This window comes from Marinobacter sp. HL-58, assembly GCF_001314605.1.
Taxonomy (GTDB): Bacteria; Pseudomonadota; Gammaproteobacteria; order Pseudomonadales; family Oleiphilaceae; genus Marinobacter.
In genome coordinates this window covers 1-25465 of sequence record NZ_LIHP01000010.1, presented here as the reverse complement: position 1 = coordinate 25465, position 25465 = coordinate 1, and the positions used below count along the sequence as shown (strand labels likewise).

The 25465-nt window shown below is 53.2% G+C and carries 23 protein-coding genes and 1 pseudogene; 15 read left to right on the top strand and 9 right to left on the bottom strand.

Annotated features, from left to right (window positions below; translation table 11 throughout):
* The 7 genes from HLUCCO03_RS07345 to pilB all read right to left on the bottom strand — a co-directional run bounded on the left by HLUCCO03_RS07345 (position 1) and on the right by pilB (position 9057).
* On the bottom strand, positions 1–2352 hold the full coding sequence (locus HLUCCO03_RS07345) for a response regulator (RefSeq protein WP_027832660.1): 2352 nt from the start codon (positions 2350–2352) through the stop codon (positions 1–3).
* Positions 2353–2393: 41 nt separating this feature from the next.
* Positions 2394–3140, bottom strand: a complete 747-nt coding sequence (tsaA, locus tag HLUCCO03_RS07340) for a tRNA (N6-threonylcarbamoyladenosine(37)-N6)-methyltransferase TrmO (protein ID WP_027832659.1) — start codon at positions 3138–3140, stop codon at positions 2394–2396.
* Between the two features lie 180 nt (positions 3141–3320).
* Positions 3321–4415: a hypothetical protein gene (locus tag HLUCCO03_RS07335; protein ID WP_292016650.1), complete on the bottom strand. Its 1095-nt coding sequence runs from the start codon at positions 4413–4415 to the stop codon at positions 3321–3323.
* Positions 4405–5007, bottom strand: a complete 603-nt coding sequence (coaE, locus tag HLUCCO03_RS07330) for a dephospho-CoA kinase (RefSeq protein WP_027832657.1) — start codon at positions 5005–5007, stop codon at positions 4405–4407. The genes HLUCCO03_RS07335 and coaE overlap by 11 nt, the downstream gene beginning before the upstream one ends.
* A 129-nt stretch (positions 5008–5136) precedes the next feature.
* On the bottom strand, positions 5137–6012 hold the full coding sequence (locus HLUCCO03_RS07325; RefSeq protein ID WP_027832656.1) for an A24 family peptidase: 876 nt from the start codon (positions 6010–6012) through the stop codon (positions 5137–5139).
* 102 nt (positions 6013–6114) lie between these two features.
* Positions 6115–7335, bottom strand: a complete 1221-nt coding sequence (locus tag HLUCCO03_RS07320) for a type II secretion system F family protein (protein ID WP_027832655.1) — start codon at positions 7333–7335, stop codon at positions 6115–6117.
* A gap of 6 nt (positions 7336–7341) precedes the next feature.
* Positions 7342–9057 (bottom strand): type IV-A pilus assembly ATPase PilB, encoded by a 1716-nt coding sequence (gene pilB / locus HLUCCO03_RS07315; protein ID WP_027832654.1) that lies wholly within the window; start codon positions 9055–9057, stop codon positions 7342–7344.
* 414 nt (positions 9058–9471) lie between these two features.
* On the opposite strand from pilB, the gene HLUCCO03_RS07310 reads away from it, so the two are divergent.
* The 3 genes from HLUCCO03_RS07310 to HLUCCO03_RS07300 all read left to right on the top strand — a co-directional run bounded on the left by HLUCCO03_RS07310 (position 9472) and on the right by HLUCCO03_RS07300 (position 12168).
* Entirely contained in the window at positions 9472–9939 is a 468-nt protein-coding gene (locus tag HLUCCO03_RS07310) for a pilin (protein WP_027832653.1), read from the top strand.
* Positions 9940–10131: 192 nt separating this feature from the next.
* A complete protein-coding gene (locus tag HLUCCO03_RS07305; RefSeq protein ID WP_036197616.1) occupies positions 10132–11646 on the top strand; it encodes an O-antigen ligase family protein in 1515 nt (504 codons plus the stop codon).
* Between the two features lie 78 nt (positions 11647–11724).
* Complete coding sequence (locus HLUCCO03_RS07300; protein WP_027832651.1) at positions 11725–12168, top strand: pilin; 444 nt, start codon at positions 11725–11727, stop codon at positions 12166–12168.
* A gap of 12 nt (positions 12169–12180) precedes the next feature.
* On the opposite strand, the gene HLUCCO03_RS07295 is transcribed toward HLUCCO03_RS07300, so the two are convergent.
* Positions 12181–13542: an MBL fold metallo-hydrolase gene (locus HLUCCO03_RS07295; RefSeq protein ID WP_027832650.1), complete on the bottom strand. Its 1362-nt coding sequence runs from the start codon at positions 13540–13542 to the stop codon at positions 12181–12183.
* A gap of 201 nt (positions 13543–13743) precedes the next feature.
* Here HLUCCO03_RS07295 and HLUCCO03_RS07290 point away from each other — a divergent pair, with 201 nt between their 5' ends.
* The 5 genes from HLUCCO03_RS07290 (at position 13744) to HLUCCO03_RS07270 (ending at position 18382) form a co-directional block, all read left to right on the top strand.
* Positions 13744–14604, top strand: a complete 861-nt coding sequence (locus tag HLUCCO03_RS07290; RefSeq protein WP_081813576.1) for a DUF4123 domain-containing protein — start codon at positions 13744–13746, stop codon at positions 14602–14604.
* Positions 14605–16539: an alpha/beta hydrolase gene (locus HLUCCO03_RS07285; protein WP_027832647.1), complete on the top strand. Its 1935-nt coding sequence runs from the start codon at positions 14605–14607 to the stop codon at positions 16537–16539.
* Positions 16508–17704 carry a WD40 repeat domain-containing protein gene (locus tag HLUCCO03_RS07280; protein ID WP_027832646.1) on the top strand — a complete coding sequence of 399 codons (1197 nt, stop codon included), beginning with the start codon at positions 16508–16510 and terminating at the stop codon, positions 17702–17704. Before HLUCCO03_RS07285 ends, HLUCCO03_RS07280 begins: the two co-directional genes overlap by 32 nt.
* 145 nt (positions 17705–17849) lie before the next feature.
* Positions 17850–18089, top strand: coding sequence for a type II toxin-antitoxin system ParD family antitoxin (locus HLUCCO03_RS07275; RefSeq protein ID WP_027832645.1), 240 nt, complete (start codon positions 17850–17852; stop codon positions 18087–18089).
* Between the two features lie 8 nt (positions 18090–18097).
* Positions 18098–18382, top strand: a complete 285-nt coding sequence (locus tag HLUCCO03_RS07270; RefSeq protein ID WP_027832644.1) for a type II toxin-antitoxin system RelE/ParE family toxin — start codon at positions 18098–18100, stop codon at positions 18380–18382.
* 24 nt (positions 18383–18406) lie between these two features.
* Here HLUCCO03_RS07270 and HLUCCO03_RS07265 read toward each other — a convergent pair whose 3' ends face one another.
* Positions 18407–19102 carry a transposase gene (locus HLUCCO03_RS07265; RefSeq protein ID WP_292016649.1) on the bottom strand — a complete coding sequence of 232 codons (696 nt, stop codon included), beginning with the start codon at positions 19100–19102 and terminating at the stop codon, positions 18407–18409.
* 297 nt (positions 19103–19399) lie between these two features.
* Here HLUCCO03_RS07265 and cysQ point away from each other — a divergent pair, with 297 nt between their 5' ends.
* The 7 genes and pseudogenes from cysQ (at position 19400) to HLUCCO03_RS07230 (ending at position 25253) form a co-directional block, all read left to right on the top strand.
* On the top strand, positions 19400–20164 hold the full coding sequence (gene cysQ / locus HLUCCO03_RS07260) for a 3'(2'),5'-bisphosphate nucleotidase CysQ (protein ID WP_027832643.1): 765 nt from the start codon (positions 19400–19402) through the stop codon (positions 20162–20164).
* A gap of 111 nt (positions 20165–20275) precedes the next feature.
* Positions 20276–20551, top strand: coding sequence for a type II toxin-antitoxin system prevent-host-death family antitoxin (locus HLUCCO03_RS07255; protein ID WP_027832642.1), 276 nt, complete (start codon positions 20276–20278; stop codon positions 20549–20551).
* Positions 20552–20565: 14 nt separating this feature from the next.
* Positions 20566–20997, top strand: coding sequence for a putative toxin-antitoxin system toxin component, PIN family (locus HLUCCO03_RS07250; RefSeq protein WP_027832641.1), 432 nt, complete (start codon positions 20566–20568; stop codon positions 20995–20997).
* A 77-nt stretch (positions 20998–21074) separates the two neighbouring features.
* Positions 21075–21566 carry a transcription/translation regulatory transformer protein RfaH gene (gene rfaH, locus HLUCCO03_RS07245; protein ID WP_027832640.1) on the top strand — a complete coding sequence of 164 codons (492 nt, stop codon included), beginning with the start codon at positions 21075–21077 and terminating at the stop codon, positions 21564–21566.
* Positions 21567–21878: 312 nt separating this feature from the next.
* Positions 21879–22646: a Wzz/FepE/Etk N-terminal domain-containing protein gene (locus HLUCCO03_RS07240; RefSeq protein WP_027832639.1), complete on the top strand. Its 768-nt coding sequence runs from the start codon at positions 21879–21881 to the stop codon at positions 22644–22646.
* A 386-nt stretch (positions 22647–23032) separates the two neighbouring features.
* Positions 23033–23852: pseudogene (locus HLUCCO03_RS07235) on the top strand (nucleotide sugar dehydrogenase); the annotation flags it as partial.
* Positions 23853–23966: 114 nt separating this feature from the next.
* Entirely contained in the window at positions 23967–25253 is a 1287-nt protein-coding gene (locus tag HLUCCO03_RS07230; protein WP_036197611.1) for a lipopolysaccharide biosynthesis protein, read from the top strand.
* The last annotated feature ends 212 nt before the right edge of the window (positions 25254–25465 follow it).

Sequence of the window (25465 nt, the reverse complement as noted above, 5' to 3'; positions counted from 1 at the left end):
TCAGGTGGATGCGGACGCCTTGCAGTATTGTTCCAGAACCGCTCGCAGCATTTCAATATTGACAGGCTTGGCGACGAAGGAATCCATACCGGCCTCGCGGCAGCGTTCTTCATCCTTTTCCATGGCACTGGCTGTCAAGGCCACCACCGGAACCCGGCTGCGATCATGGTCTTTCTCCCACTGGCGCAGGCGCCGCGTGGCCTCGAAGCCGTCCACCCGGGGCATGAGACAATCCATGAAAATCAGGTCAAACGGGTGCCACTGCCAGAGACTGGAAGCCGCCTCGCCATCATTGGCGGTCATCACATCGCAGCCAAGCTTCTCAAGCAGCCGCCGGGTAAGTGTGCGGTTTACCGGGTTGTCCTCCACCAGCAGAACCTTCATCCGGCTGCAGGGCAGTTCCTGGCGGCGGGTGTTGTCGCTGACGGCCTGCAGGGAAAAACGGGTGAGGAAGCGGCGTTCGTCCTTGGCGGCATCCGCAAACAGCTGGTGCAGAATAGGTGTCAGGCAGGACTCCCGCAGGGACTTACTCAAAAACGCATCCGCCCCGGCCTGGCGGAAATGCTCCGCGTCGCCCCGCTGGGGATTGGAAGACAGGATCAGCAACCGGGTGTGGCTCCACTCCGGATTGCTGCGAATCTGCCGGCACAGCAAATCACTGTCCATATCCGGTACAAAGCCGTCCAGTACAATGGCATCGAAGGGTTCATGGTTGTCAGAGGCAAGGCGCAGGGACGTCAGGGCCTCGCCGGCGGACTTCACCGCTTCAATATCCAGCTCATGGCGGGACAGCATTTCCAGGGTAATTTTCCGGGACAGCTCATAGGAGTCAACCACCAGAATACGTTTGCCACGGATCATGCTGGTATCCGGCCGGGTGCGGGTGGCACTCTCGGCTGCCACCGGCAAAGTCAGCTCCATCCAGAATGTGGAGCCCTCACCGGGCCTGCTTTCCAGGTCCAGGGAACCATTCATCAGCTTGACCAGTTGGCGGCAGATGGTCAGCCCCAGGCCGGCCCCCGGCAACTGGCGCTGGAACCGCTGGCCCAGCTGTACATAAGGTTCGTACACCAGCGGAATGTCCTCCGGGTTGATCCCCACGCCGGTATCCTCAACCGCCACCCGCAGCCGCACATTGTCGTCCCGGCGGCCCAGCACCTCGATGCTGATCAGTACGTGGCCGGAGTCGGTAAACTTGATGGCGTTGGAGGTCAGGTTCAGCAGAATCTGGCGCAGCCGCACCGGGTCGCCCCTCAGGGCCCAGGGCAGGTTCTCGTCAATCCTCAGTTCCAGCGCCAGGCCTTTCTCCCGGGCCCGCGCACCGAGCATGTGGACCAGATCGTTGAGGGTGTCCCGCAGGTCAAAGGGAATATCCTCCAGCACCAGCTTGCCGGCTTCCATGCTGGAGATGTCCAGCAGGTCATTGATAATGGATGAGAGGCTCTCGGAGGCATTCAGCAGGGTATGCACGTACTCCCGCTGCTCCTGATCCAGAGGTGTATCGGAAAGCAGGTTGGCGTAGCCCAGAACCGATTGCAGCGGAATCCGCAATTCATGGCTGACATTGGCGAGGAACTGGTTCTTGGCATGATTGGCCCGCACCGCCTCGTCCCGTTCATCCCGGGACTGAATCGATGTCTGCCGCAGTGAGCGGGTATCTTCCAGCAGCTGCAGACGCATGGTATTCAGGGCCTGCTCCAGCTCACTGAGCTCATCGCCGTGTTTGGGCGGTTTGCGGCGAAGCTTCAGTGGCTCAATCAACGCATCCAGATTCAGGCGGGCGGCATAGTCGGAAATCGCTTCCAGGTGCCGTGCCAGGGTAAACCGGACAATAAGCAGCAACCCCAGAGTGCCCAGCATCACAATTATCGACTGGAACAGCAGAGTGAGCAGCGCCCGATCCATGAGCTCGTTATACACCGTATCCACGGACGAGGTGACCGTCAGCGTACCCATGGCTTCAGGGTTATCAAAGGATTCGCGGTTAAACACCAGCGGGAAAGACTGGGTGATCACACGGCCATCGGGGTAGGTGCCGGTGCTGAACTCCTCTCCTCCGGCGGTAATGACCCTGGCATGCTGAATCACCGGAATGGCCCGCATGTCGTCCAGACTGTTGGCCACCTCGCTGTAATTCATCAGCCACAGATTGTTGCTCATCGCGCCGGACACCAGCTCTGCGGCACGTTCCTGAGTGCTGCGAAGCTCCTCCGTGCGGCGCTCCAGCTCACCGATCATCTGCACGCCTGTTGCCGCCAGAGACAGAATCAGGCTGAACAACAGCACATAAACCAGCAGCCTGGCAGCCAGTGGCCGTACACCTATTCGTTTGAATAACCGGATCGGAGGCAAGGCACGCATTCCCTGTGTCGAAAAATCAACCGATTTGCAGTTTAACAGACCGTCAGCACTTCGACACGTACCTGTGAAGCGTCATACACAAAGCGGAAACGCACATTCAGATCGTACAGGTGCGCCCCGTAGATACGCTCCTCATCCCGCCCCCGCCGGAACGAAGGCCGCGGATCATAACTCACCACATCCTCAATCAGCCCCCGCAAATCCGGATAGCGCTCAGCCGGCAGATCCGCAACCTGACGTTCCGCTTCCTCCAGAAACACCACCGGCAACCGCTCCGTCGGCGCCGAATCCGCCCACCCCAGAGACGCCTCCGGCACTGAATCGGCAAACGGCAGATACGGCTTGATATCGAGAACCGGCGTGCCATCAATCAGATCATGATCACTGATCCGCAACACCAGCCGCCCCCTGTCATCCCGCACCAGGCCCTCATTCCGAACCACCGACAGCCCCAGACTGTTAGGCCGGAACGGCGACCGACTGGCAAACACCCCGATCTTCCTGTTCCCCCCCAACCGCGGCGGCCGAACCACCGGCCGCCACTCCGCCCGCACCGCCTCATGAAACTGAAACGTCAGCCATAAATGACTCGCAGACTCCAGTCCCCGGAACGCGTCCTCCCGGTCAAACGGCGGCTGAATCACCAGATCGGCATGGGCAAACCGGGTTAACCCCGGCTGGCGGGGCACCCCGAACTTGTCGCGGAAACAGGAGCGGGTAATGGCAACCGGGGTAAGCGTTAACGCCTCAGCGGCAGGACGAGAAGGATGACGGCTCATAAGAAAATGCAGGTAACTCCGATGTAGAGCTTCGCGGGTGGGGGCCCTTGCCGGGAATGTCTTCGGCCAGGGATGGCCGAAGTCAAGCGCACATGGATGTGCTCGTAGCGTGTCCCGGCAAGGGCCCCCACCCGTGAAGCTCGGCCAGGAAAATCAATGAACTATTAAATGAACTACTAACTAATAGGGCCGCTCAATACTGCCAGAAAAAAACAACTCTATCCTCAACACCAACGAAGCCCGATCCTTGAAGCTCTCATCCCGCGGAAACTCCAGCGCCGGAATGATTTCCCCATACAGCCAGTCACTGTGCAACCGATACCGATACGTCACATCCGTAAACACCGACGTCGGCCGCCAGTTTGGCTGACTCTCAACAAGAACACCAAGCCTGGGATTCAGCGTAGAGCGATTATTCAGCCGTTTGTAAAAATTCGCTGTCTGCGACAGCTCAAACTTCCGCTCATCATGAACCCACTCCACCTCCGACGAAACCAGCGTAGTCCAACCATTGCCAAGATCCCGCCCTGCACCAAACCAAGACCGCGTACCCCAGCCATCCTGATGGAAATAATAAGCCCGCTGCTCTACTGCCAGTCTCCAGTCCTCGCCCGGTTGCCAGCTCTTCTCTGCCTTGATCCGCCAGAACGCATCCGCCGGCAAACGCAGCCGGACACCCACATCGTTGCTCAGGTTGATGGCATCTCCGACAGTGGAAAGAAAACGAAACGCACCGGTGGCTTCGGTGTCACTGCGCTCATCCTCGGTAAGCTGCCGGCTTCGCCGCCGCTCCGACAGTGGAATAAGCTCGTCGCTTTCACTCTCGATAACCAGTTTCAGCTTTTCCTCCACGGTGGGTACTTCCAGCCGGAACCGCGCCTCCGGCTCAAACTGCGCCGGGTCACCGTATTCTGACTCCGTGGCAAACCCCAGCCGCAGATAACTCTCGTTATCCGGCATGGCCTGGTTGCTGCCCGACAGCGTGCGGTCTGCCCATTCGCCCAGCGCCTGAATCCGGTCACCCTGGGTGCGCTCCTGGGTCAGAACCCAGTTACTGAACTGAAGCCAATAGGAGTCCCTGGGCTTGGCCCAGAATTCCTCCGGGGCGAAGGTAAAAAACGAGGGAGGCAGGTTTTCAGGTGCCAGTACATCTTGCAATGCAGGTTCTGCAACGCTGAACAGTGGTTCCTGTGCCGTGGAGATACCGGGTATTGCTGCGAGCAGGGCAGTACAAACACGGGAAAGAGTGCCGGAGAAACGAACCTTAACGGCCAAACGCCACCATAAACTGTTTGTGTAACGCCTCAACGCGATGTTCAACCTCTGAAAGGGGCCGGTTGTTGTCCACTACCTCATCGGCCTTCCGCAGCCGCTGCTCACGGGGAATCTGGGCATCAATGATTCGCTGGACCTGGTCCCGGGCATTATCGTCCCTGGCCATGGTACGTTCAATCTGAATATCCACGGGAACGTCCACCACAACAACTTTATCCACCAGCTCGTGCTGGTCCGTCTCCAGCAGTAACGGCGACACCAGCATGACGTAGGGCAGGGGGTAACTAGCCGGATGCAGCTGCCGCACCAGCTCCTCGCGAATCACCGGGTGCAGCAACCCTTCAAGCCAGGCGCGCTCTTCCGGCGACTCGAACACAAGCTGCCGCAACGCTGCCCGGTCCAAGCCGCCATCCGGCAGCAGGATGTCCTGCCCGAAATGCTCAGCAATATCCTTCAGCGCCGGCGTACCAGGCTCAACCACCTCACGGGCAACATCATCCGCGTCCACCCAGTGTACGCCCAAAGCCCCAAACATCCGCGCCACAGTGGATTTTCCTGAACCAATACCGCCAGTGAGCCCAACGACAGCCATTAAACCTCCAGAAGGAACCATATTGTCGGATTACGCTTCGCTAATCCGACCTACGTGAGGCGGGCAAAGTTTAAATCCGTAGGTCGGATTAGGCCCGAAGGACCGTAATCCGACAAACCCAAGCCCAACTCAAACCCCAAGATACGAATACCACGCGGCCAAAATCTCCCCCCCAAACCAAAGACAAAGCACCCCAGCCGCCGCCAGATACGGCCCGAACGGAATCGGCACCTCACGCCCATGCTTGCGGAACACCATCAGACTGATCCCCACAACGGCACCCACCACCGACGACAACAGAATCACCGCCGGTAACAACTGCCATCCGAGCCAGGCCCCAAGCGCTGCGAGAAGCTTGAAATCCCCATGCCCCATGCCTTCCTTGCCCGTGACCAGTTTGAACAGCCAGTACACCGACCACAACGACAGATAACCCGCCACAGCCCCCCAGAAGGCGCTGGTGAAGTCCGTCAGCACACCAAAGTAATTCAGAATCAGCCCCAGCCACATCAACGGCAGGGTGATGCTGTCCGGCAACAACTGGGTATCAAAATCAATGACCGTCAGCGCAATCAGCGCCCAGACCAGCAACAACGCCCACAACGCCGATTCAGTTGGCCCCAGGACATATACCGTTACTACCGAAAACAGCGCTGTAACCGCTTCAATAACCGGATATCGCGGTGAAATGCCGGATTTGCAGGAGGAACACTTGCCGCCCAGCACCAGATAACTGATCACCGGAATGTTCTCCCAGGCACGAATCCTGTGGCCACAGGAAGGGCAGGTGGAGGCAGGCTTCGAAAGCGTAACTGGCTGCTCTTCCTTGCGCTGCCCCTCCGGCAGCTCCAGGAACTCCTCACACTGGCAGCGCCAGTCCTGCTGCATCATTTTGGGCAGACGCAGGATGACCACGTTCAGGAAGCTGCCGATGCAGAGGGAGAAGAGAGTTACAGCGGTGTAGAGGAGCCAGGGGGTGTCGAGGAGTGGGGCTAGGTTTGGCATTGCTTGTCCGGGTTGGGGAGCGTTTGGGCGAGTATCGAATTGTAATAATGTAGGTCGGATTAGGCCCTGAAAGGGCCGTAATCCGACGTATTTGGATAGCTATTAACCAACAACTTGGCCCATCTGGAAGATCGGCAGGTACATGGCAATGATCAGGCCACCAACCAGGACACCAAGAACCGCCATAATCATCGGCTCCATCAGGGCGGTGAGGTTGTCGACCATGTCGTCAACCACCGCTTCGTAATGCTCAGCTACCTTCGCAAGCATCTCGTCCAGGTTACCGGATTCTTCACCGATAGCAGTAAGCTGTACAGCCATAATGGGAAAGACATCTTGTTGTCGCATTGAAGCCTGTAGCTGAGTACCGCTTGATACATCATTCTTGATGCGTTGAATGGCATCCCGATACACGGCATTGCCCGTGGCGCCAGCCACGGAATCAAGTGCATCTACGAGGGGTACGCCTGCGGCAAAGGTGGTTGAGAGCACTCGCCCGAATTTTGCAACAGCTGATTTATCCAGGATCTCACCGACAACGGGTAGCTTCAGTACGAGCTTGTCAACAAGGTCAGAAAATTTTTGTGATCGTCGAACGGCCTCTTTAAAGAGGAAGATCGTGCCCACGATGGCGAGTAATACAACAAACCACCAGGTTTGCATCCATTCGGAAAGCCTGACAACCATTTGGGTAAAGACAGGCAGTTCAGCGCCAAATCCCTGGAAGAGGCTCTCGAACTGCGGCACTACCTTAACCAACAAGATTGCAGTAACAACGATGGCAACGACAATAACCGCTATCGGGTATGTCATTGCTTTCTTAACTTTTTTCTTGAGCAGCTCTGTTTTTTCAAGGTAGGTGGCAATCCGATCGAGCATCTGTTCAAGTGCGCCTGCTTTTTCGCCAGAGTCAACCAGGTTGCAATACAAGTCGTCGAAATATTTTGGGTGTTTTCTTAGTGCCCCGGCAAAACTCGTACCGGAAGAAATATCATTCCGGATATTCATAACCAGTTGCTGGAGACCTTTGTTCTCCAAACCATCGGCAACAATGTCGAAGCTCTGCACCAGTGGCACACCGGCTTTCATCATGGTAGCCAGTTGTCGCGTCAGCATGGCAATATCAAAAGGCGTAATTTTTTTGCTGCCACCAAACAAAGGCTTGGGTTTTTTCTTGACCTTGTTTGGAATAATGCCCTGTTTGCGAAGCTGTGCTTTCACCAGTGCAAGATTGGCGCCGGTCAGCTCCCCCTGGGATTTGTTCCCTTTTCGGTCCTTACCTTCCCAAACATACGATTCCAGCTTCTGCGCTTTTTCTGCCATGCTAAATTAATCCTTCGTCACGCGATTGGCTTCCTCAAGGCTAGTCACACCCTCAACCACTTTTTTGAGGGCAGACTGCCGTAAGTTCGGGAAGCCTTCGGCCTGTGCCTGCTTTGCAATTTTAATGGAACTGGCCTCTTCCATAATCATGTTCGCCAGCTCGTCTGTAATCTTGACCACCTCGTAAATACCAACGCGGCCTTTATATCCATTAGTGCATTTATCACAGCCCTTTGGGCGGTACAACGTGAACCCTGTATCAATTTGTTCCTGTGTGAACCCTTCCTCTAAAAGGATCTCCTTGGGAACAGTTGCAGGCTGTTTGCAGGATTTACAAAGCCGGCGCCCCAGACGCTGGGCAATGATCAGGCTTACCGACGTTGCAATGTTGAAAGCGGGAACCCCCATGTTCATCATTCGCGTCAGAGTTTCCGCTGCACTATTGGTGTGTAGCGTGGACAGAACCAGGTGGCCGGTCTGGGCGGCCTTGATGGCAATGTTGGCGGTTTCCAGATCCCGGATCTCGCCAACCATGATAATGTCCGGGTCCTGTCGCAGAAAGGCGCGGAGTGCTTCTGCAAAACCCAAGCCCACCTTGGTGTTTACGTTAACCTGGTTGACGCCTTCCAGATTTATCTCTGCCGGGTCTTCGGCAGTCGAGATGTTCAATTCCGGCGTGTTCAGGATGTTGAGGCCGGTATAGAGCGATACCGTTTTGCCAGAGCCAGTTGGCCCGGTGACCAGAATCATACCCTGGGGCTGTTTGAGGGCATCCATGTATAATTTCTTCTGGTCATCCTCATAGCCAAGCGCATCGATCCCCATCTGGGCCTGGCTCGGGTCCAGAATACGCAAAACGATTTTTTCACCCCAAAGAGTCGGCAGCGTGTTCACCCGGAAGTCGATAGCCTTGGTTTTGGACAGCTTCATTTTGATACGGCCATCCTGGGGCACCCGGCGCTCTGATATGTCCAGTTGTGCCATGATCTTGATGCGGGCAGAAATCTTCGGGGCGAGCTTAATGGACGGGCGGGACATCTCTTTGAGAATGCCATCTGTGCGATAACGAACCCGGTAATTCTTTTCATAGGGTTCGAAGTGAATATCCGAGGCGCCACCTCGGATGGCGTCCAGCAGCATCTTGTTCACGTATTTGACGATAGGTGCATCATCGACATCACTGACAGCAACGGCATTCTCGTCTTCCTGGTCGCCACCCTCGGTTTCAACACCTTCCAGGTCAGCATCGTCCAGGTCACCCATTGAGGTGTCCTGGGATTCCAGATACTTATCGATTGCTTCCCGGAGTTTGGCGTCATCCACCAGAATGGCATCAGTACTCAGGCCGGTATTGAACTTGATTTCATCCAGTGCCTGGATGTTTGTGGGGTCTGATACCGCAATGAACAGCCGATTGCCACGCTTGTAGAGAGGTAGGGCGCTATGTTTACGAATCAGTTTTTCATCGACCACTTTCTCCGGCATCATTTCCGGCAGGAATGCGCTGAGGTCCAGAACGGACACGCCAAATTCCATCGCGGCAGAAAACGCTAGCCCACTACTGTTAGCCAGATCGTTCTGTACAAGATAGGTGATTAGCGGAATGCGATTGTGGGATGCCTGCAGGAAAGCGTCTTTCGCGGTGGCTTCATCAAGAAGGCCATCATCTACGAAGCGTCTCGCCAAGCCTGTAAGAGTTACGTTGCTTTTATTGGTAGACATAAAGTGTGTAAAAAAACTGAGCCTAAGTTACTGAAACGGATGTTTTGTCGGATGCACTGAGTTTAGATGGCTGGCAGGGGTTTGGAAAGGTGTGTGGGCAAGAAGTGGGCATATGAGTCACACACACTTACGCGCCCAGTGTTGTGTCAAGCCTCTTGCGCGCGGCCACAATGACAAAATTTGTCACCGAGTGACGTCGCTGGGCAGTTTAAAGCGGTGGGCCGACCTGAGGGACTAATCGTGCCTGATTTTTTATGTGATTGAATGTACTGTTTTTTTGTCGAATTTTCTGTAAACGGCAATGTTGGCACACCTGATGCTATCGTTATTGCAGGCTCAAGAAAAAGGCCGCGGGGCGCAGCTCCTCCGGGTCCGGGCTGAAACAGGTTGTTCAACGACACAATGAGGTTAACTATGAAAAATATTCAAATGAATCACGCTCAAAAGGGTTTTACCCTGATCGAGCTTATGATCGTTGTGGCGATCATTGGTATCTTGGCTGCAATTGCTATTCCGCAATATCAGGACTACACGGCCCGGACTCAGGTAAATCGCGCATACAGTGAACTCAACAATTACCGCACGGCAATCGAAGAGCGTTTGACGCGCGGGGAAGGCACCGATATGACAGACGATTCAGAAGATGGGGATCTGGATGCTATCGGATTTACTGCTTCTAACCTTTCCACTGCGTCAGGTGATATTGATGCTGATGGCACGGGAACTATCACGGCTACACTGGATGGTAACTCAGGTGCCTCTGTTCGTGGCGCTACGATCAATCTCGAACGTACCGATGATGGTGCGTGGGAGTGTACGATTGATGATGAGCCAGACGCATTTAAAGAATCATATATTCCGACTGGTTGCTCGAATACTTAAAATGAGTTGAAGAAGTCGACGAAGAACAACGCCCCATAGTTCGGGCGTTGTTCTTCGTTTCTTGTTAGTTCTCTGTATGTTTTGTTGTCATCGTTGTTTAAAGTGCGGCGACTATAAGGAATTTGTTTAGGTATTAAGAATAGGTAGCGATCGTTTAGTGGGAGACCGCCAAATTATTGTAAGTTTTGCTCAATGGATAAGAAGGAGATAAATTTGAGGGCATCTCTCACCCTGAGTTATTGCCTGATATCGTTGCTTTTCTGCTCAGTTCTTTTCGCGGATTTTATCCCCTCTACTCTTTTCGGCTCCTACGCAGACCAGCGTGTTTTGCTTGTGTTAAGCTTGAGCCTGCTCGCAGTAATTGGGCTGACTTGGTCAGTGCACAACAATGCACTCACAGTCTCAGTCAAAGCTCTTTGGCCATTTCTTTTTTTTTCGTTTAGTTTATTGATTGCCGCTTTCCAAAACCGCTCGGGGCCTTACAGTTTGGTTGAGCCGGTTTTTTTTATCCTCTATTTTGTTGCCTTTGGGCTTATTGGTGATGCCATAGGCAGATTTGACTGCGCGCGAAAATACGCACTAGCAGTTGTAACAGTAGCTATTGTAGCCTGTTTTTTTTATGCGGCGATGTCGGTTACTGTTTATCTATTTGCAATCACTGATGATTCCTCACGTTTGGATCAGCTTATTCCTTGGGGTTTCTTCAGCATTCGATATTGGAGCCACATCGCGACTTGGCTAGTGCCGTTATTTCCACTAGCTCTTCTTTGCATTCCATGGAATAGTAATCGCACTTGGCGGTGGGGGGTCGCTTCTACAGCGGCCATTTGGTGGTGGATTATTTTCCTATCCTCATCGCGAGGATCCATGTTTGGCCTTGTTTTCTGTTTTTTATTGATATGGGGGGTTTTTGGGAAATCTTCTTTTCCTTGGATGAAGTTGTTTGCAAGGTTTGCAATCTACGGGTTGTTAGTTTGGTTTCTTCTTTCAGTTTTGATACCAAGCTTTGTATTCGATGAGATCCACGTCCGAGGTATTAAAACCAACAGTTCGGGGCGATTGTCATTGTGGCATGAAGCCTGGATCATGAGTCTGGAAAAATTCCCTTTTGGTATGGGGCCGCAGTCTTGGCTAACCCACGATATCCTGACGGAAACATATCGATCGTCCTCTAGGTTTGGTCACCCTCACAACATGTATTTGATGTGGGCTGCGGAGTATGGGTGGATAGCAATAGGTGGTCTTTTAATTCTAGTAGGGGTTGCACTACGGAGATTATGGCACAAGATCAAGGGCCTCCGAAACGGAGATCACCATAATGGTTTCTTGTTGGTCGGCTTTACCGCTTCGGTAACGGCTGCTCTCGTTCATGCCGGTGCGTCTGCCGTTTTTATGGCACCTGGGTCAATGCTGGTTGGGCTACCTGTGCTTTGTGTTTTCTGGGCGCTTATCAGTCCATACCAATCGACGGTACCTGTATCCTCGGCCAGACAAAAATTCGTAACGTCTACCTTTGCCGGGTATGCCATCGTAATAGTGTTCGCTGCGGCATGCATGCTTTGGTTTCAGGACGTACTAGATTATCGGCAAGCGATGGCTGATGATATTCCATATTATCAGGAGGAGGTTCGACAAGGTAAGCTCCCGCGTTTTTGGTTGCATGGAAATTTCCCCCGGCACCAGAGCCAAATGTCTCCGGAATCATAAACTATTCTTTTTCTGCTGGCCCGTTTTTTGCTCATCATATTTACATAAACATTTCTTACAGGGCATGCTGGAATTCCCATGAAAAATCTTTCCGCTGGCTTCACATTAATAGAACTCATGGTCGTTGTTGCTATTATCGGCATTGTGACCGCTATCGCGATACCCTCGTATCAGAACTATGTACTGAATTCACAGGTAAAACGAGCAGTTGGTGAACTGTCAGCTTATAAATCGGCCTTTGAATCGCAGGTATCAAACTCCGATCCCGTATCCAATGATGAGCTGGGGTACACCCCCTCCCATATAACCACCGGCAACCTTGCTGCGGATGTAGGTGTTTTAGATGCTGACGGTTCCGGTCACCTCCAAGTGACCATGGGCGGCAATGCCCACCCTAATTTGGCAGGTGTAATCATAAGATTGGAACGTTCGGTTAATGGTACCTGGCAATGCGTGATCGATCCGACGGCTGCTTCGCGTTGGAATGATTCGTTCAGGCCCGGATCCTGTGAGGTGATTTGATGAGGTGGAGGCTCAAACCTCCACCTCCTCAAACAACTCCGCCACCTCAACATCCCACCCAAACCGATCTCTCACACGTTTCCGCATCACATCACTGGCCACAATCTCACCATGCGTAATATACACCTTCTCCGGCTTTAGAGTCCCTGCCTCAAGCCACTGCAGAATCTCCTCATAGTCCCCATGGGCCGACAGTGAATCCAGGTTGTGTACCTCTGCCTTGACGGGCCAGTACTCCCCATGGATCTTCACGGATTCAGCCCCGTTCACCAGTGCATCCCCGCGCGTTCCCGGCGCCTGGAAGCCGGCAAACACAACACTGTTTCGCGGGTTGGGTAGCAGTGTTTTCAGGTGGTGCAGCACCCGCCCGCCGCTGGCCATGCCGCTGGCGGAGATGATCACGCAGGGGTAGCGCACGCTGTTGAGTTCGATGGATTCGTCCACGGTGCGGACGAACTCGGTGTTCTCGTCGATCATATCGCACTGGGCGCCGGTCAGCCGGTGTTCCTTGTGATGGCGGGAAAAGATCTCGGTGGCCTTTATGGCCATGGGGCTGTTCAGGTACACCGGCATCTTGGGTATCCGGCCTTCACCCATGATCTTGTGAATCAGGTACAACAGCATCTGTGCCCGGCCAACGGCAAACGAGGGCATCAGCACAATCCCTCCGCGCCCGGCGGTTTTGGTGATGATCTCGGCCAGCACGGCCTCCGGGTCTGACTCTGCATGCAGCCGGTCGCCATAGGTGGATTCGCACACCAGTACATCCGCTTTGTCGATAGGTTCCGGTGGCCGCATGATAACGTCGTCCTGCCGGCCCACGTCACCGCTGAATACCACGGTACGGTCACTGCTCCGATGGTGCACATGCACGCAGGAAGACCCCAGGATATGCCCGGCCGGAGTGAAGGTGACCTCCATGCCTTTCACCGGTTCGAATTTTTCGTGGTAGTGCAGGGATTCGAAGTGCTTCAGGGCTTCGTGTGCGTCTTTTACGGTAAAGAGCGGCTCTGGCCTGTCGTGCTTTGAAAAGCCCTTTCTGAAGGCGTATTTTGCGTCTTCTTCCTGCAGGTAGCCGGCATCCGGCAGCAGCACCTTGCACAGCTCATGGGTTGCCTTGGTGCAATAGATTTTTCCATTGAAGCCATTCTTGACCAGTGCAGGCAGGTAGCCGGTATGGTCGATGTGGGCATGGGTCAGAACCACCGCATTGATGGAGGAAGGCTCCACCGGAAACCGCGCCCAGTTGCGCTTGCGCAGGTTCTTCACGCCCTGGTACATACCGCAGTCCACCAGCAGCCGGTGCTTCTCGTCAGACAGCAGATAACGTGAACCGGTCACCGTGCCCGCACCGCCAAGGAATTTCAGCTTCATGGAATCAACCCTGTAATAATATTGAAGTGTTACCTTACTACCGCTGATCATAGCTGAAAAGAATGGTTGGGGTCAGACCCCAAGACATTTTGCCTGGCCAAATGCACTGGGGTCTGACCCCATGGCGAAAGATGACACGGCTTTTCGCATTCGCTACTATTTGCGGCTGCATTGGCCATCTAAGGATAGATAAAGGCAGCCATGAAGGATCATGTCGCTCAGGGGCTGGAAGCTCCAGCTTGCGCCTCGTTTGTTGTCGATCGGGAACCTCCCAAAACGGATGCTCCCTGGTATCTGATTGATCTGGCGAAATGCCCGGACGCCCTTCGCAGGCTGTTCGAGGCTGAGCCTGTTCCCCGCTATGAGTTGCCTTACCTCCACTCTGGTCATCGTGAGCAGGCCTATCATGGGCCGCTGTTGATCGAGCCATCCATGGATGACGGCCATCGCTGGCTCCGTCGGTGGTTACTCGAGGGCAAAGCGTTGGCGCTGTATGGTCAGGCCTGCTTAATGGAGGAGGTTCGGGATCATTTCGCCAGCCTGAACTGGATACATACGCCGGATGGTGAAGGTTTTCTGCGTTATGCGGACCCGGTGACATTCGCCAGTTTCGGCGACTCGCTCTCCAGGCAACAGTGCCAGCGGCTCCTTGGCCCCTTGTCGGCTATCCATGGGTTTTATGCCGAAAGTCACTGGGCTTTGATCAAAGGCTATCCGGAAGAAGGGGCAACCCTGCCCAATGAGCCGGCCCATGCGCCCTTCGAGCTGACTCGCGAGAATCTGGCCGCTATTACCGTTCTCCGTCAAAAGCTGCTGGCGGCCGCACTGGCCGAAACCCATGGCTTGCACCAAGAGGTTGTCGCAGGCTGGTTTGAGCAACTGGCGCAGTTGGGAGCACCGAGTGAGCAGGGGCTGGTTGAAGGGGCGGAGCTGTTGATCCAGGCTCCCCGCACTGGCCTGCTGAATGACGATGAGCTGGCCTCACTGCGCCGCCAGGATGGCTCATGGGCCGATACGCTGGAAGCCCTGGTTAAACTGCAATCGTTACAGGAAGGACCCTGAATGACAGCAAAAGCAATTCTCCCGTTCAAACCCGATTCCTCACCCCTCGGAACCCACGGCGCGCCCGTGTGCAGGCAGGAATTGGCAGGTGTACTGTTGAGGCGTTCAGACAACCTCGGAAGGCCCTTGCCCTTCCGCGATGCCGGCAAAATCATGGACGCTGCCGGCCAGACGAAAACTGCTGAACTCATTGATGGGGAGGGGGCAGGGCGGGAGAGTCATCTGGCCCGTTTTGAGCGGGTAACCACGGGAGAGGCGCGCTGGCACTGGCCAGATGATCCTGCGGGCGAACATCTGATTGGCCTTGATACTATCAGCCAGCAATTCAGGTGTGCTCCGGTGGAGGCCTTGAGCAAGGGTATAGAACTGGATGTGATCCCCAGCGAACGCAGAGCGACAGCAGTTCATCTGCCGCCACCGGTTATCATCAATCTGCGTGAAGAATCGTCACCCGAAGCTGACCTGCTGACCGACGACCAACTGAGCTACTTTCAAGCCAACGGCAACAACGCTCTTGTATTTGTGCACGGCTATAATGTGCCCCATGGCAGGTGGGGGCGGTTTCTGGAAAGCGTAGAACGCAGTGGGGAGTACCATGGCAATTCCCGTTCCTTTCGCCGAACGCTGAACTGGCTACCGGTAGATGCCACAGTCTGGCAGAACCCGGAAGCGTTCGCCGACGAGGCTGCCCCTGCTGTCAATGAAGACGACCTGAACGGCACAGGCCTTCACAACTGGGCGGTGAACATGGAGTATCACCTTAATCGCGCGGCAGGCTTTGATGGTGAGGACTGGACGCCCTACAGCCGGATCATCAACATCTCCTGGCCTGGGGATACCGGCGCTACTGATTTCATGCAGGCGGAACTCAACGCCATGGCGGCAGGGCGTCGGCTGGTGCCGTTGTTGCAGCAACTCCGGGCCGCGGGCATCAAGATCAACCTGATAACCCATTCACTGGGCGCCCGGGTGGCACTGACGGCGCTCAACATGCTGGGAACGCTGGGGCAGGGCGGGGTGGACCACCTGTTCCTCTGGCAACCGGCAGTGGCGGATAACGCGCTAACCAACAACGCCAGCCGTGATGTGCACCCGCTGGGCCTCGGCGTTTTTCCGGCGGCCCACCAGGCAGCGCGTCGTATTGTGGTGCTGCACACCCTGGGTGACGGCATACTCGGCCCGGGTAACCCGGAAGACCAGCCCTGGTGGCGCAAAGCAATGCGGCGTGTCTCGCCGATCGGGGTGGCAGCTGCGGAACTCGCCGGCTCTGAGGACCCCATGGACGACCTGCTGGGATACCTGCACGGTGCCTACGAGAAAAAATGGTGGACCTTTCCCAGCTTCCTGGACAACGGCTTCGGCCCTGCAATCGAAAAACTCTACAGTGACTACCTGCCGTTGAGTTTTGATAATAGCCTGGTCGCACACCCGCAACGCTCAGCGTACTCAACACAAAGCCTGAAACAAAAAATATCTGACAACTGGGCCAGCCTGGAGCAGGACATCCTGGATGAAGCGGCGGCCCTCTGGCAGCCCTGTGTTGACTGCCTGAGAAACGGTCAAAGGCCACCACGATATACCCTGCTGGCGCCACTGAATCACCGCGCCAGCATCAGTGTGGATCTGGCCCGGGATTATGTGCGGCATCTCAGGAAACTGGCTATGAATCGGTGGGTGCCGGAGAAGCCGCCGAGGCCGGCGTTGGGTTATTTGGGGTTTGAGGAGGTGGCTGGGGAGAAAGCCGGCACTTTTCGTGATGAGTTTATCGAAGAAGCCCTCAGATCGGGGAGGTGGTCTGTTATAGATCAAAGCAGGTGGCTCTTCAGCCACTCTGGGATGAGGGTTCCGAGTGAGGAATTGTTCGAAAAATCGTTTCTTGATGCGATCATGAAACCCTTGCTTAATGAAGGAGTCGGCTTTGGTCGTTACAACTAACAAGTGGAACTGGCTCGTTGGGGGGCTCGCCCTTGTCACACTTTTGGTGATCACTTGGACCTTTTACCAGCACACCGTGTGGGCGGGCCCCGTAATGTCTGCTGGTGTCTCTGATTCTGGACGATACGTAATTACTACGCACCGTAACAATGAACTGATTCTTTGGGATATCGAAAGCAAAGATTGGAAGACAGTGCACACAAAGGCGAACCTTTACAGTGCCTCTTTTGTACCCGGGAAACACGCTTTTGTGTGGCAAGATCTGACCGACCAGGTGACAGTACAAACGATCGACGGAGAACGCTTGCTCCGATTCCCGCATTTCGCGACATATGGGCATACGATTTCGGAAGACCTCAACACATACCTGTCGACCGATGAAAATTGGAATGTTTTTAAAGGCTCTGGTGCTAACTTGAAGCCGATATTGCAGGATGGTATCAGCCCGAGTTTTGAGGGCTCGGGGAAGCTTCTGAACCTTTCCATGGCGAGAGAAGGGAACTTTTTTGTTACGTCAGGTTTCGGAGACGATATCGCGCCAATTGAAGATTATCCACCTGTGGATCAAGAGCGGAGATTCTCGCGATACTCTGGAGTTACATTCTGGAACGCTGAAACAGGAAAGCCTATTGCAAAATTTCAGGGCAATACTGCCAAGACTCACGCCGTTATAAGCCCTGACGGAAAGTGGATTATTAGCGGAGATGAGAACGGAAACGGATTCTATTGGGATACCTCTGCTCCTGAAGAGCGATATCGACTCGCAAACTACTATAGCGGTATTTACATCGATGATACCCCTTTTGATATGGGCGACGCTCGGAATTGGGATAAAGAGGGGCTTATTGATGCGCCGCAGGGGCTAAATGATTTTACCATCGCCCAGGCCTTCATCCACAACAGCGAATACTACCTCCGCTTCGGCAACAACAGCCACATCGCCGCCCTGTTCAAAGCCGGAAGCCCCTGGCCGGTAAAGTACTTCGACCTGGGCGAATCCCCCGAACTGGTCACATACGGCTCCAACTACAGCCGCAACACCGCCATAGCCACATCCCCGGAAGCTGGTGTGCTGGTCATGGGCCACCGCACTGGAGGCGGTATCAGCGTGTATCACTTTGACGCAGACAACCTGACTCTGAATCGCACCTGGGTGGTGGAATAAGGATTGAGAGTTGGGGTCAGACTCTAAGACATTTCGCTAAGCCAAATGCACTGGGGTCTGACCCCAGGCTCGATGCCTCGGTTCGGCTTCCATGTTTGGCAAAATTTGGCAATAATTGTCATACACGTAAAACAGAGAGGCATCTATGGCTACAATGAACGTTTCATTGCCGGAACCAATGAAAGAGTGGGTGGAAACGCAGGCCAGATCAGGCCGATATTCCAACACCAGCGACTACGTCCGCGATTTGATCAGAAAGGATCAGGATCGGGCCAAGAAAATTGAGAATATGCAGCGGCTGATTGATGAAGGTTTGGAGAGCGGCGAGGGTGGCCAGTCGATGGATGGGCTGCGTGACCGGGCCATGGAGCTGGCGAAAAGGTAACAAAGACAATGGAATATGTACTCAGCCGTAAGGCTGAAGAGGACGTAATTAGGATATTTTTGGACGGGGTTGAGAAGTTTGGCTTGGCGCAAGCAGGCGAGTATCACTCGAAGTTAGAGGAGTGTTTTGAGTTTCTTGCGGCTAACCCCTATGCGGCTGTTGAGCGTAAAGAATTTCGGCCAGCGGTACGTATACATCCAATAGGTGTTCATTTGGTTATCTACCGATTGGAAACGAACCAGAAAGTCTTGATTATTCGTGTAAGACATAGTCGGGAGGATTGGTTGGCATAATGAGCTGTTGAGAGTTTTATAGGGTCAGACCCCAAGACATTTCGCTAGGCCAAATGCACTGGGGTCTGACCCCAGCCTCCCGAACCTGGCCTCCATCCTCTCCTGAAAGTCCTGAGAACCCAGCGGCTTACCCGCGATTGCAGCGTACCGAATCAGGTCGTCCGTACCCTCCGGTGAAGGGGTGGCCACAAAGGACCGGTAACTCTCGAAGCGCTTGTCAGGATCGGGCTGGTAGTTCAGGTAACACGGGTGGGGCGTGTGCCACTTCAACTTCATTCCGTAGCCGTGGCACCGGTAACTGGACCATTGGTAATCTCCGGCATATTCCACCATGCCTGCCTTCACCGGATTCAGTTCAATATACCGCTGGCACTGCAGGAAATAGCTCTCGGTATCAACAAGGCAGGACTTGAATCGCCCCTCCCAGAGAGTGCCGGAACGGTCGTACTTGTGATTGAAGTACTGTGCGTAGCGCTGGCCGAGGGCTTTCATGAACCGGGACAGCGCCAGATCCGTTTGCGGCGTCACCAGAAGGTGGGTGTGATTGCTCATCAAAACCCAGGCATGAATATCCACCTCATGCTCTTCCTGGTAGCGGGAGAGAAACGCCATATAGGCGGCCCTGTCGGGGAAATCCTCAAAACAAACCTGCCGGTTATTCCCCCGCTGAATCACATGCTGGGGCATCCCGGCCGGGCAAATCCTTTGTCGGCGGGGCATTTCACATTCCTTGTGAACTGAACTGATTTGTAAGAGTAATAATCTGCCGTATCCAGACAATAATTTCAAGTTGGGGTCAGACCCCAGTGCATTTTGTTCCATAAAATGTCTTTGGGTCAGACCCCGATTTCTGACCCCGATTTCTGGCTCAACGCCCGTTCCACTCCTGTGTTAATATCTTCCTTCTCTACAGTAGGTTAACGGCAGTCAGTGTTTCATGGGGTCAGACCCCAAGACATTTCACCCGTCCAAATGCACTGGGGTCTGACCCCAATTCAATTCAGGAATTTAATGCCCATGCACTACAGCTCCATCCTTCCGGATGTCCTCAAGATTGCAGACGCTGCCAGCGAGAAAGTCATGAGCATCTACATGACGGACTTCAAAGTGGATTTCAAAGCCGATGAATCCCCGATTACGGCTGCGGACATCGCCAGCCACAAGATCATCGCGGCGGGCCTGCGTAATCTGAGCCATGATATTCCCATTCTCTCGGAAGAAGGCGCGGACATTCCCTGGAGCGAGCGTCAGCATTGGCAGCGGTTCTGGTTGATCGATCCGATCGATGGCACCAAGGACTTCACCCAGCGCACCGGAGAGTTCACCGTCAACATTGCGCTGATCGAAAGGGGCGAGCCGATTCTGGGCGTGGTCACCGCTCCGGCACTGAAAGAGGCCTACTGGGGCCTGAAAGGCGAGGGTGCCTATAAGCGCGATCGCACCGGCCGGGTGCGGCGGATCAGGGTAGCAGAGCCAAAAGACGCCAAGCGCGTGGTGGCCAGCAAAAACCACCTCAACGAAGAAACCCGCGCCTTCATCGACAAACTGGGCGAACACGAACTGGTCCAGGCTGGCAGTTCCCTCAAATTCTGCAAAATCGCCGAAGGCCATGCGGATATCTACCCAAGGCTGGGGCCCACCTGCGAATGGGATACCGGCGCGGCGCACGCGGTGCTGTCAGCAGCTGGTGGCAAGGTGGAAACGCTGGATGGCAAGCCCCTGCAATACGGCAAGGAAGACGTATTGAACCCGCACTTTGTGGCATCCGGCGACTGGTATTGAGTTCAATTGGGGTCAGACCCCAAGACATTTGATCGGTTAAAATGCACTGGTGTCTGCCCCCCCCCCCAAAAGGTGGTATGATCAGTATGGTCAATATGGTTGGAGGTGGACATGATCACGGAAACCAGTGCAGTGAAGTTTCGCCAAAACCTTGGTGAGATGATTAATCAGGTCCAGTATCGCCACGATAGCGTCTTGATCAAAAAAGATGGTAAGCCAGTGGCGGCTTTGGTCGATGCTCGCCTGTTCGGGCGGATCAGAAGGATGGAGGCGCGCTTTGAAGCCTTGAGCTCCCGCCTGGAGGAAGGGTTTGCAGATGTACCTCAGGAAGAGGGTATGCGGGAAATTGAAGAGGCGATCAGGAACGAGCGCGCGGCAGACAAGTAGGGAGCATTCCAGGGATGGCATCCATTCAGGTGGTTCTCGATACCAACGTTATTATTTCCGGTATGGCTTATACAACCAGCGTGCCCGGAAAGATCATGCAGGCTTGGCGTAGCGGGGCAATCGAGGTTTTTCTTTCTGACTTTATCCTTGATGAGGTTCGCAGAGTTCTGCCCAGGCTACGCCACCGCCACGGCATGTCGGACGCCGAAGTTGATGACCTTGTGGATATTCTGTCGTTTCTGGCAGAGATTATCGAGCCTGCGGATCTGCCAGCAGAGTCAGTGAGAGATCTGAAAGATACACCGGTGCTGGGAACGCTGGTGACAGGTATACAAAACCATTCTGTAGATTACTTGGTCACCGGTGATAAAGACCTGCTCGCTTTAACTGACAGCTATCCTGTCATCACGCCTTCGGAGTTCTGGAGCCGCCACGGCGGCTTGTAATTTGGGGTCAGACCCCAAGACATTTGATCGGTTAAAATGCACTGGGGTCTGACCCCAATCTGGTTTCAAGGATTTAGATGACCTGGTACGCGTTACAGCATAAGCCTGCCCAGGGTGACCGGGCCCTGGCGCATTTGCAGAATCAGGATATTGCCTGCTTCTACCCCAAGATCACGGTGGAGAAGATCAGGGCAGGGAAGCGCACCAAGAAGCTGGAGCCTCTTTTCCCCGGCTACCTGTTCGTTAACCTGGAACAAACCGACCCCATGTGGGCGAAGCTGCGGTCTACCCGTGGTGTGGTGCGCATTGTGAGCTTTGCCAACAAACCCGCATCCATCCCGGACGACGTCATCCAGCACATCAAAGACAGCCTGGATACCGTGGCAGAACAGGGCGGTATCAAGCCCGGCCAGACGGTAGAGCTGGATGAAGGCCCCTTCAAAGGTATCAGCGCCATCTTCCAGGCCTACGACGGCGAAGAGCGCGCCATAGTGCTGATCAGCTTCATGCAGAAGCAGCAAACCGTCAAAGTTCCCCTCTCTACCCTCCACCCCCGTAGGTCGGATTAGGCCAAAGGCCGTAATCCGACAACTACTATGTATTCCCGTTCCCCTCTCCATCGATTTAACAATAATTAACCAAACACACGGATCCAATTTACAATGTAAGGCACAATCCGGCTTGCCTGTAAGCTACGATGCCGTAGAATTGCGCCACATTACTGCAACAAACCACACGCTGCCTGGCAGGGATGCCAATGGGAACGCTTTCCGTGTTTTCATAGCCAAGCGGATTGAGCCTCAAACGCACTGAGTTCTGGTAGGTGGGGCGGTAGCGTGCCTGAACGAATCACCCAAACAGCAAATAACAGGTTCTAGTTAATGGACAGCACACCCGAAAGGCGACAGACCTACGACGACGAGATTAGCCTTGTCGACCTGGCGACCACCTTTATCCGTCGCCGGCGCGTTTTTTACGTGGTCTTTTTGGCCACAACACTGGCCGGGCTCGCCTACGCATTGTTGCTGGTACCGGAAAAGTACGAATACGTAAGCCTTTATCAGATGGCTGAAGTGGATTCCGGAAAAACGGTAGAGGCGCCTGCCACAACCATCGCCACGCTGGAAAACCAGTGGTTCCCAGAAATCCAGGCCACTCACCGCCAGACAGAAGAGGAAAAGCTACCGTTTGAGATCAGTTTTTCCAACCCGGAAGACACTGGTCTGATACGGATGGTCTCTCAGGCATCGCCGGACAACGCTGCGCTGGTCGAGGAAACTCACGAAAAGCTGATCGACCAGATCAAAGAACGCCAGCACGCGCTGCTATCCAGGGAAAAGCAGAGCCTGGAGAACCGTATCGAAGCCATAGACCGAGCAGTAGAATCACTGCAGGGGGGCGAAGATACCGGTTCTGCTATTGCAGAGGCCTATGACAAACGGGTTGATCTGGAAGGTAAGCTGGAAGGGCTGGGCCAGGGGGAGACGTTGGTAGTCAGCCGGGAAAGTGCGGAGCGCAAGGGTACCAGCAAAACCTTGATTGTTATCATGGCGGCGGTTCTGGGTGGAACGATGGGAGTGTTTTTTGCTTTTGTCTCTGAATTTATTGTGCTGGTCAGGGAGCAGTTGGGGGAAAATGCTGGAGAATAGGTGATTATTTGTCACGAACTGATAAGCGCACCTTGTCAGCTTTAAAGATTCATTTAAAATCAATGGCCTAGCTATTTTAATTTCCACCTTCGGAAATACTATTTTCAAATTTACGCTCACATTCTGGGTTAGAAACTATTTCCAGCCTTGGAAATTACAGTGGCCTATTTTCAGCAATGTAAAAACCATTTCCACGGAGTTTCGCCAACTTTAGTCCCAGAGGTGTTTTCAGCTTAGTAAATTCATACTTCAAACTTAAAATATTCAGTAAGTGGCCAGCGGACGGGCGCAATAGACCGGGCCGGGCCTGCCCCATCCTAACCTCCCAGACCAAAGACATTCCCTACCGAGCGCTAGCAAAATTTCAGTCCGAGATGTTAACCATTATGCAAAAAAAATTAACCCTTGCTATCATAGGTCTAGGCTACGTAGGCCTTCCCTTAGCCGTAGAGTTCGTCAAAAAACGTAACGTAATTGGTTTCGACATAAACCAAAGCCGCAAAGATCTGCATCGTCACAGTACGCACGCAAACTAAAGAGCACACAACACCGGACTTAACTCCGATCGTTAAAGCCAGCGAAACCATCGGTAAAACGCTCAAAAAATGCGACATCGTGGTTTACGAACGCTCCGTGTACCCAAGTGCTACTGAGGAAGACTGCGTGCCGGTTCTGGAAACGGTTTCCGACCTTACCTTCAACCAAGACGTCTTCGTAGGCTATTGCCCGGAGCGCATAAACCCGGACGATAAAGAACACCGTGTAACCACCATCAAAAAAGTGACCTCCGGTTCTACACCCGAAGCGGTAGAGCTGGTTGATAACCTCTACGACGAAATCATTACCGCAGGCACCCACAAACCCAGCAGCATTAAAATGGCCGAAGCGGCCAAAGTGATTGAAAACACCCAGCGGGATTTGAATATTGCGCTTATCCACGAGCTGGCGGTTATCTTCAACCGGTTGGGCATAGACACCGAAGCGGTGCTGAAAGCCGCCGGCACAAAGTGGAATTTTCTACCATTCCGCTCCGGCTTGGTCGGTGGACACTGTAACGGTATAGATCCGCACGACCTCATCCACAAAACCCAAGCCATTGATTAATAATTGGAAATCATACTGCTCGGCCGTCGTTTGAACGATGGTATGGACGCTTACGTGGTTTCTCGGCTAGTGAAGGCCATGTTGAACTCACCCCTGCATATTTAAGGTGCCAAAGCGCTAGAGGTATTATCTGAATTCACGCTATAAACAATAATGTTGAGAAAGGAGCGCACTCCATGTGCGATAAAACCTAATGTTTCAATATATGAAGATGTTATGAGGAGCCAGTCAAATACCAGCAGTATCTTTAAAAACATGGCTGTTTTGGCAAGCGGGACAGGTATAGCCAAACTGGTCGGCTTGCTGTCTATTCCCATCATTACCCGCATCTACACACCGGAACACATGGGTGTTCTGGCGGTATTTACGGCTTTAGTCGCTTTGATCGTGCCCATAGGGACGTTGCGATACTCTGTGGCATTGCCTTTACCCCGAAATGATCGCCTGGCAGTTAACTTGGCTGTATTGTGCATAGCTCTTCTTGTGGGTATGAGCTTTTTTAGTGCATTGATTTTGTGGCTACTTGCTGACCCAGTATTGCAGATGCTAAATATGCAGGCACTTTTACCCTACTGGTGGTTGTTAATCATTGCTATTGTGGGTGCGGGTTTTTATGAGATTCTCACTCAGTGGGCTACAAGAGAAAAAGCATTTAAGCCTCTAGCTAAAACTAAAGTCTGGCAGTCAACAATTGGTGCGATAGTAAAGATAAGTCTGGGGCTGGCAGGTCTTAAGCCGTTGGGTTTGTTGATAGGGCAGGTGGTTACACAGGCGGGGGGCATCCTCTCTCTATCTCTTGGCTTTTATCAAAATTTTTGGGCCAACTTGCCCCATGTGTCGCGCGATAGGATGATCTTTCTTTTTAAACGCTATGCGGATTTCCCCAAATTCCGTTTACCTTCACAGTTTTTGTTGGTCTTTTCCTCTCAAACACCGCTACTCTTTAGTGCATGGCTATTTGGGGCGGAGACGACAGGCCAGTTAGGTTTAGCTCTAATGGCGCTGGCATTGCCGATAGCTTTGTTTGGGCAGACCACTGGCCAAGCCTACTATGCCGAAATAGCTAAAGTTGGCAAAAAGAACCCCGAGAAAATCTACAAGATCACCAGAAACGTGACCAAAAAGTTATTGTTCTTAAGTCTTCCGCCATTCTTGATTTTGCTGATTTTTGGCCCAATACTCTTTGAAATTACCTTTGGCGCACAATGGCGTCAGGCAGGAGTATTCGCAAGTATATTGGCTATTTACTTACTTGCGCAATTCGTATCTAGTCCACTCGTTAATATATTAAGTGTTTTTGGTCGGCAGTGGATATTTTTACGAATTAATATCGTTCGTTCAATCGGTATTTTGTTTGTGTTTTGTCTTGCACGTTTTTGGGACTTTTCGCCAGTAATAACATTAGGAATCTATGCCTTTGCATTGTCTGTTCATTATTTCTTCACAGCAGTAACTGTTATAAATATAGTGCGAAGAGAGTGCGTAATTAAATGTAATATCTAGGGGCTGCAAATTTAAATATTTATCATTTAATATATAATTTTGTGATAATTTTATTTAAATTTATATGGTAAAAAAGAGTATAAAAATTTGGTAAAAGTGGCGTGCTTACTGTAAGGGAAGGTCTGAATAACTGCTGATATTTGCCGATCTTGGGTTTAACCGGCAAAAAATCGAAGATTCAGACACTATTTTCCCGTTATTTGTGTGTTTCT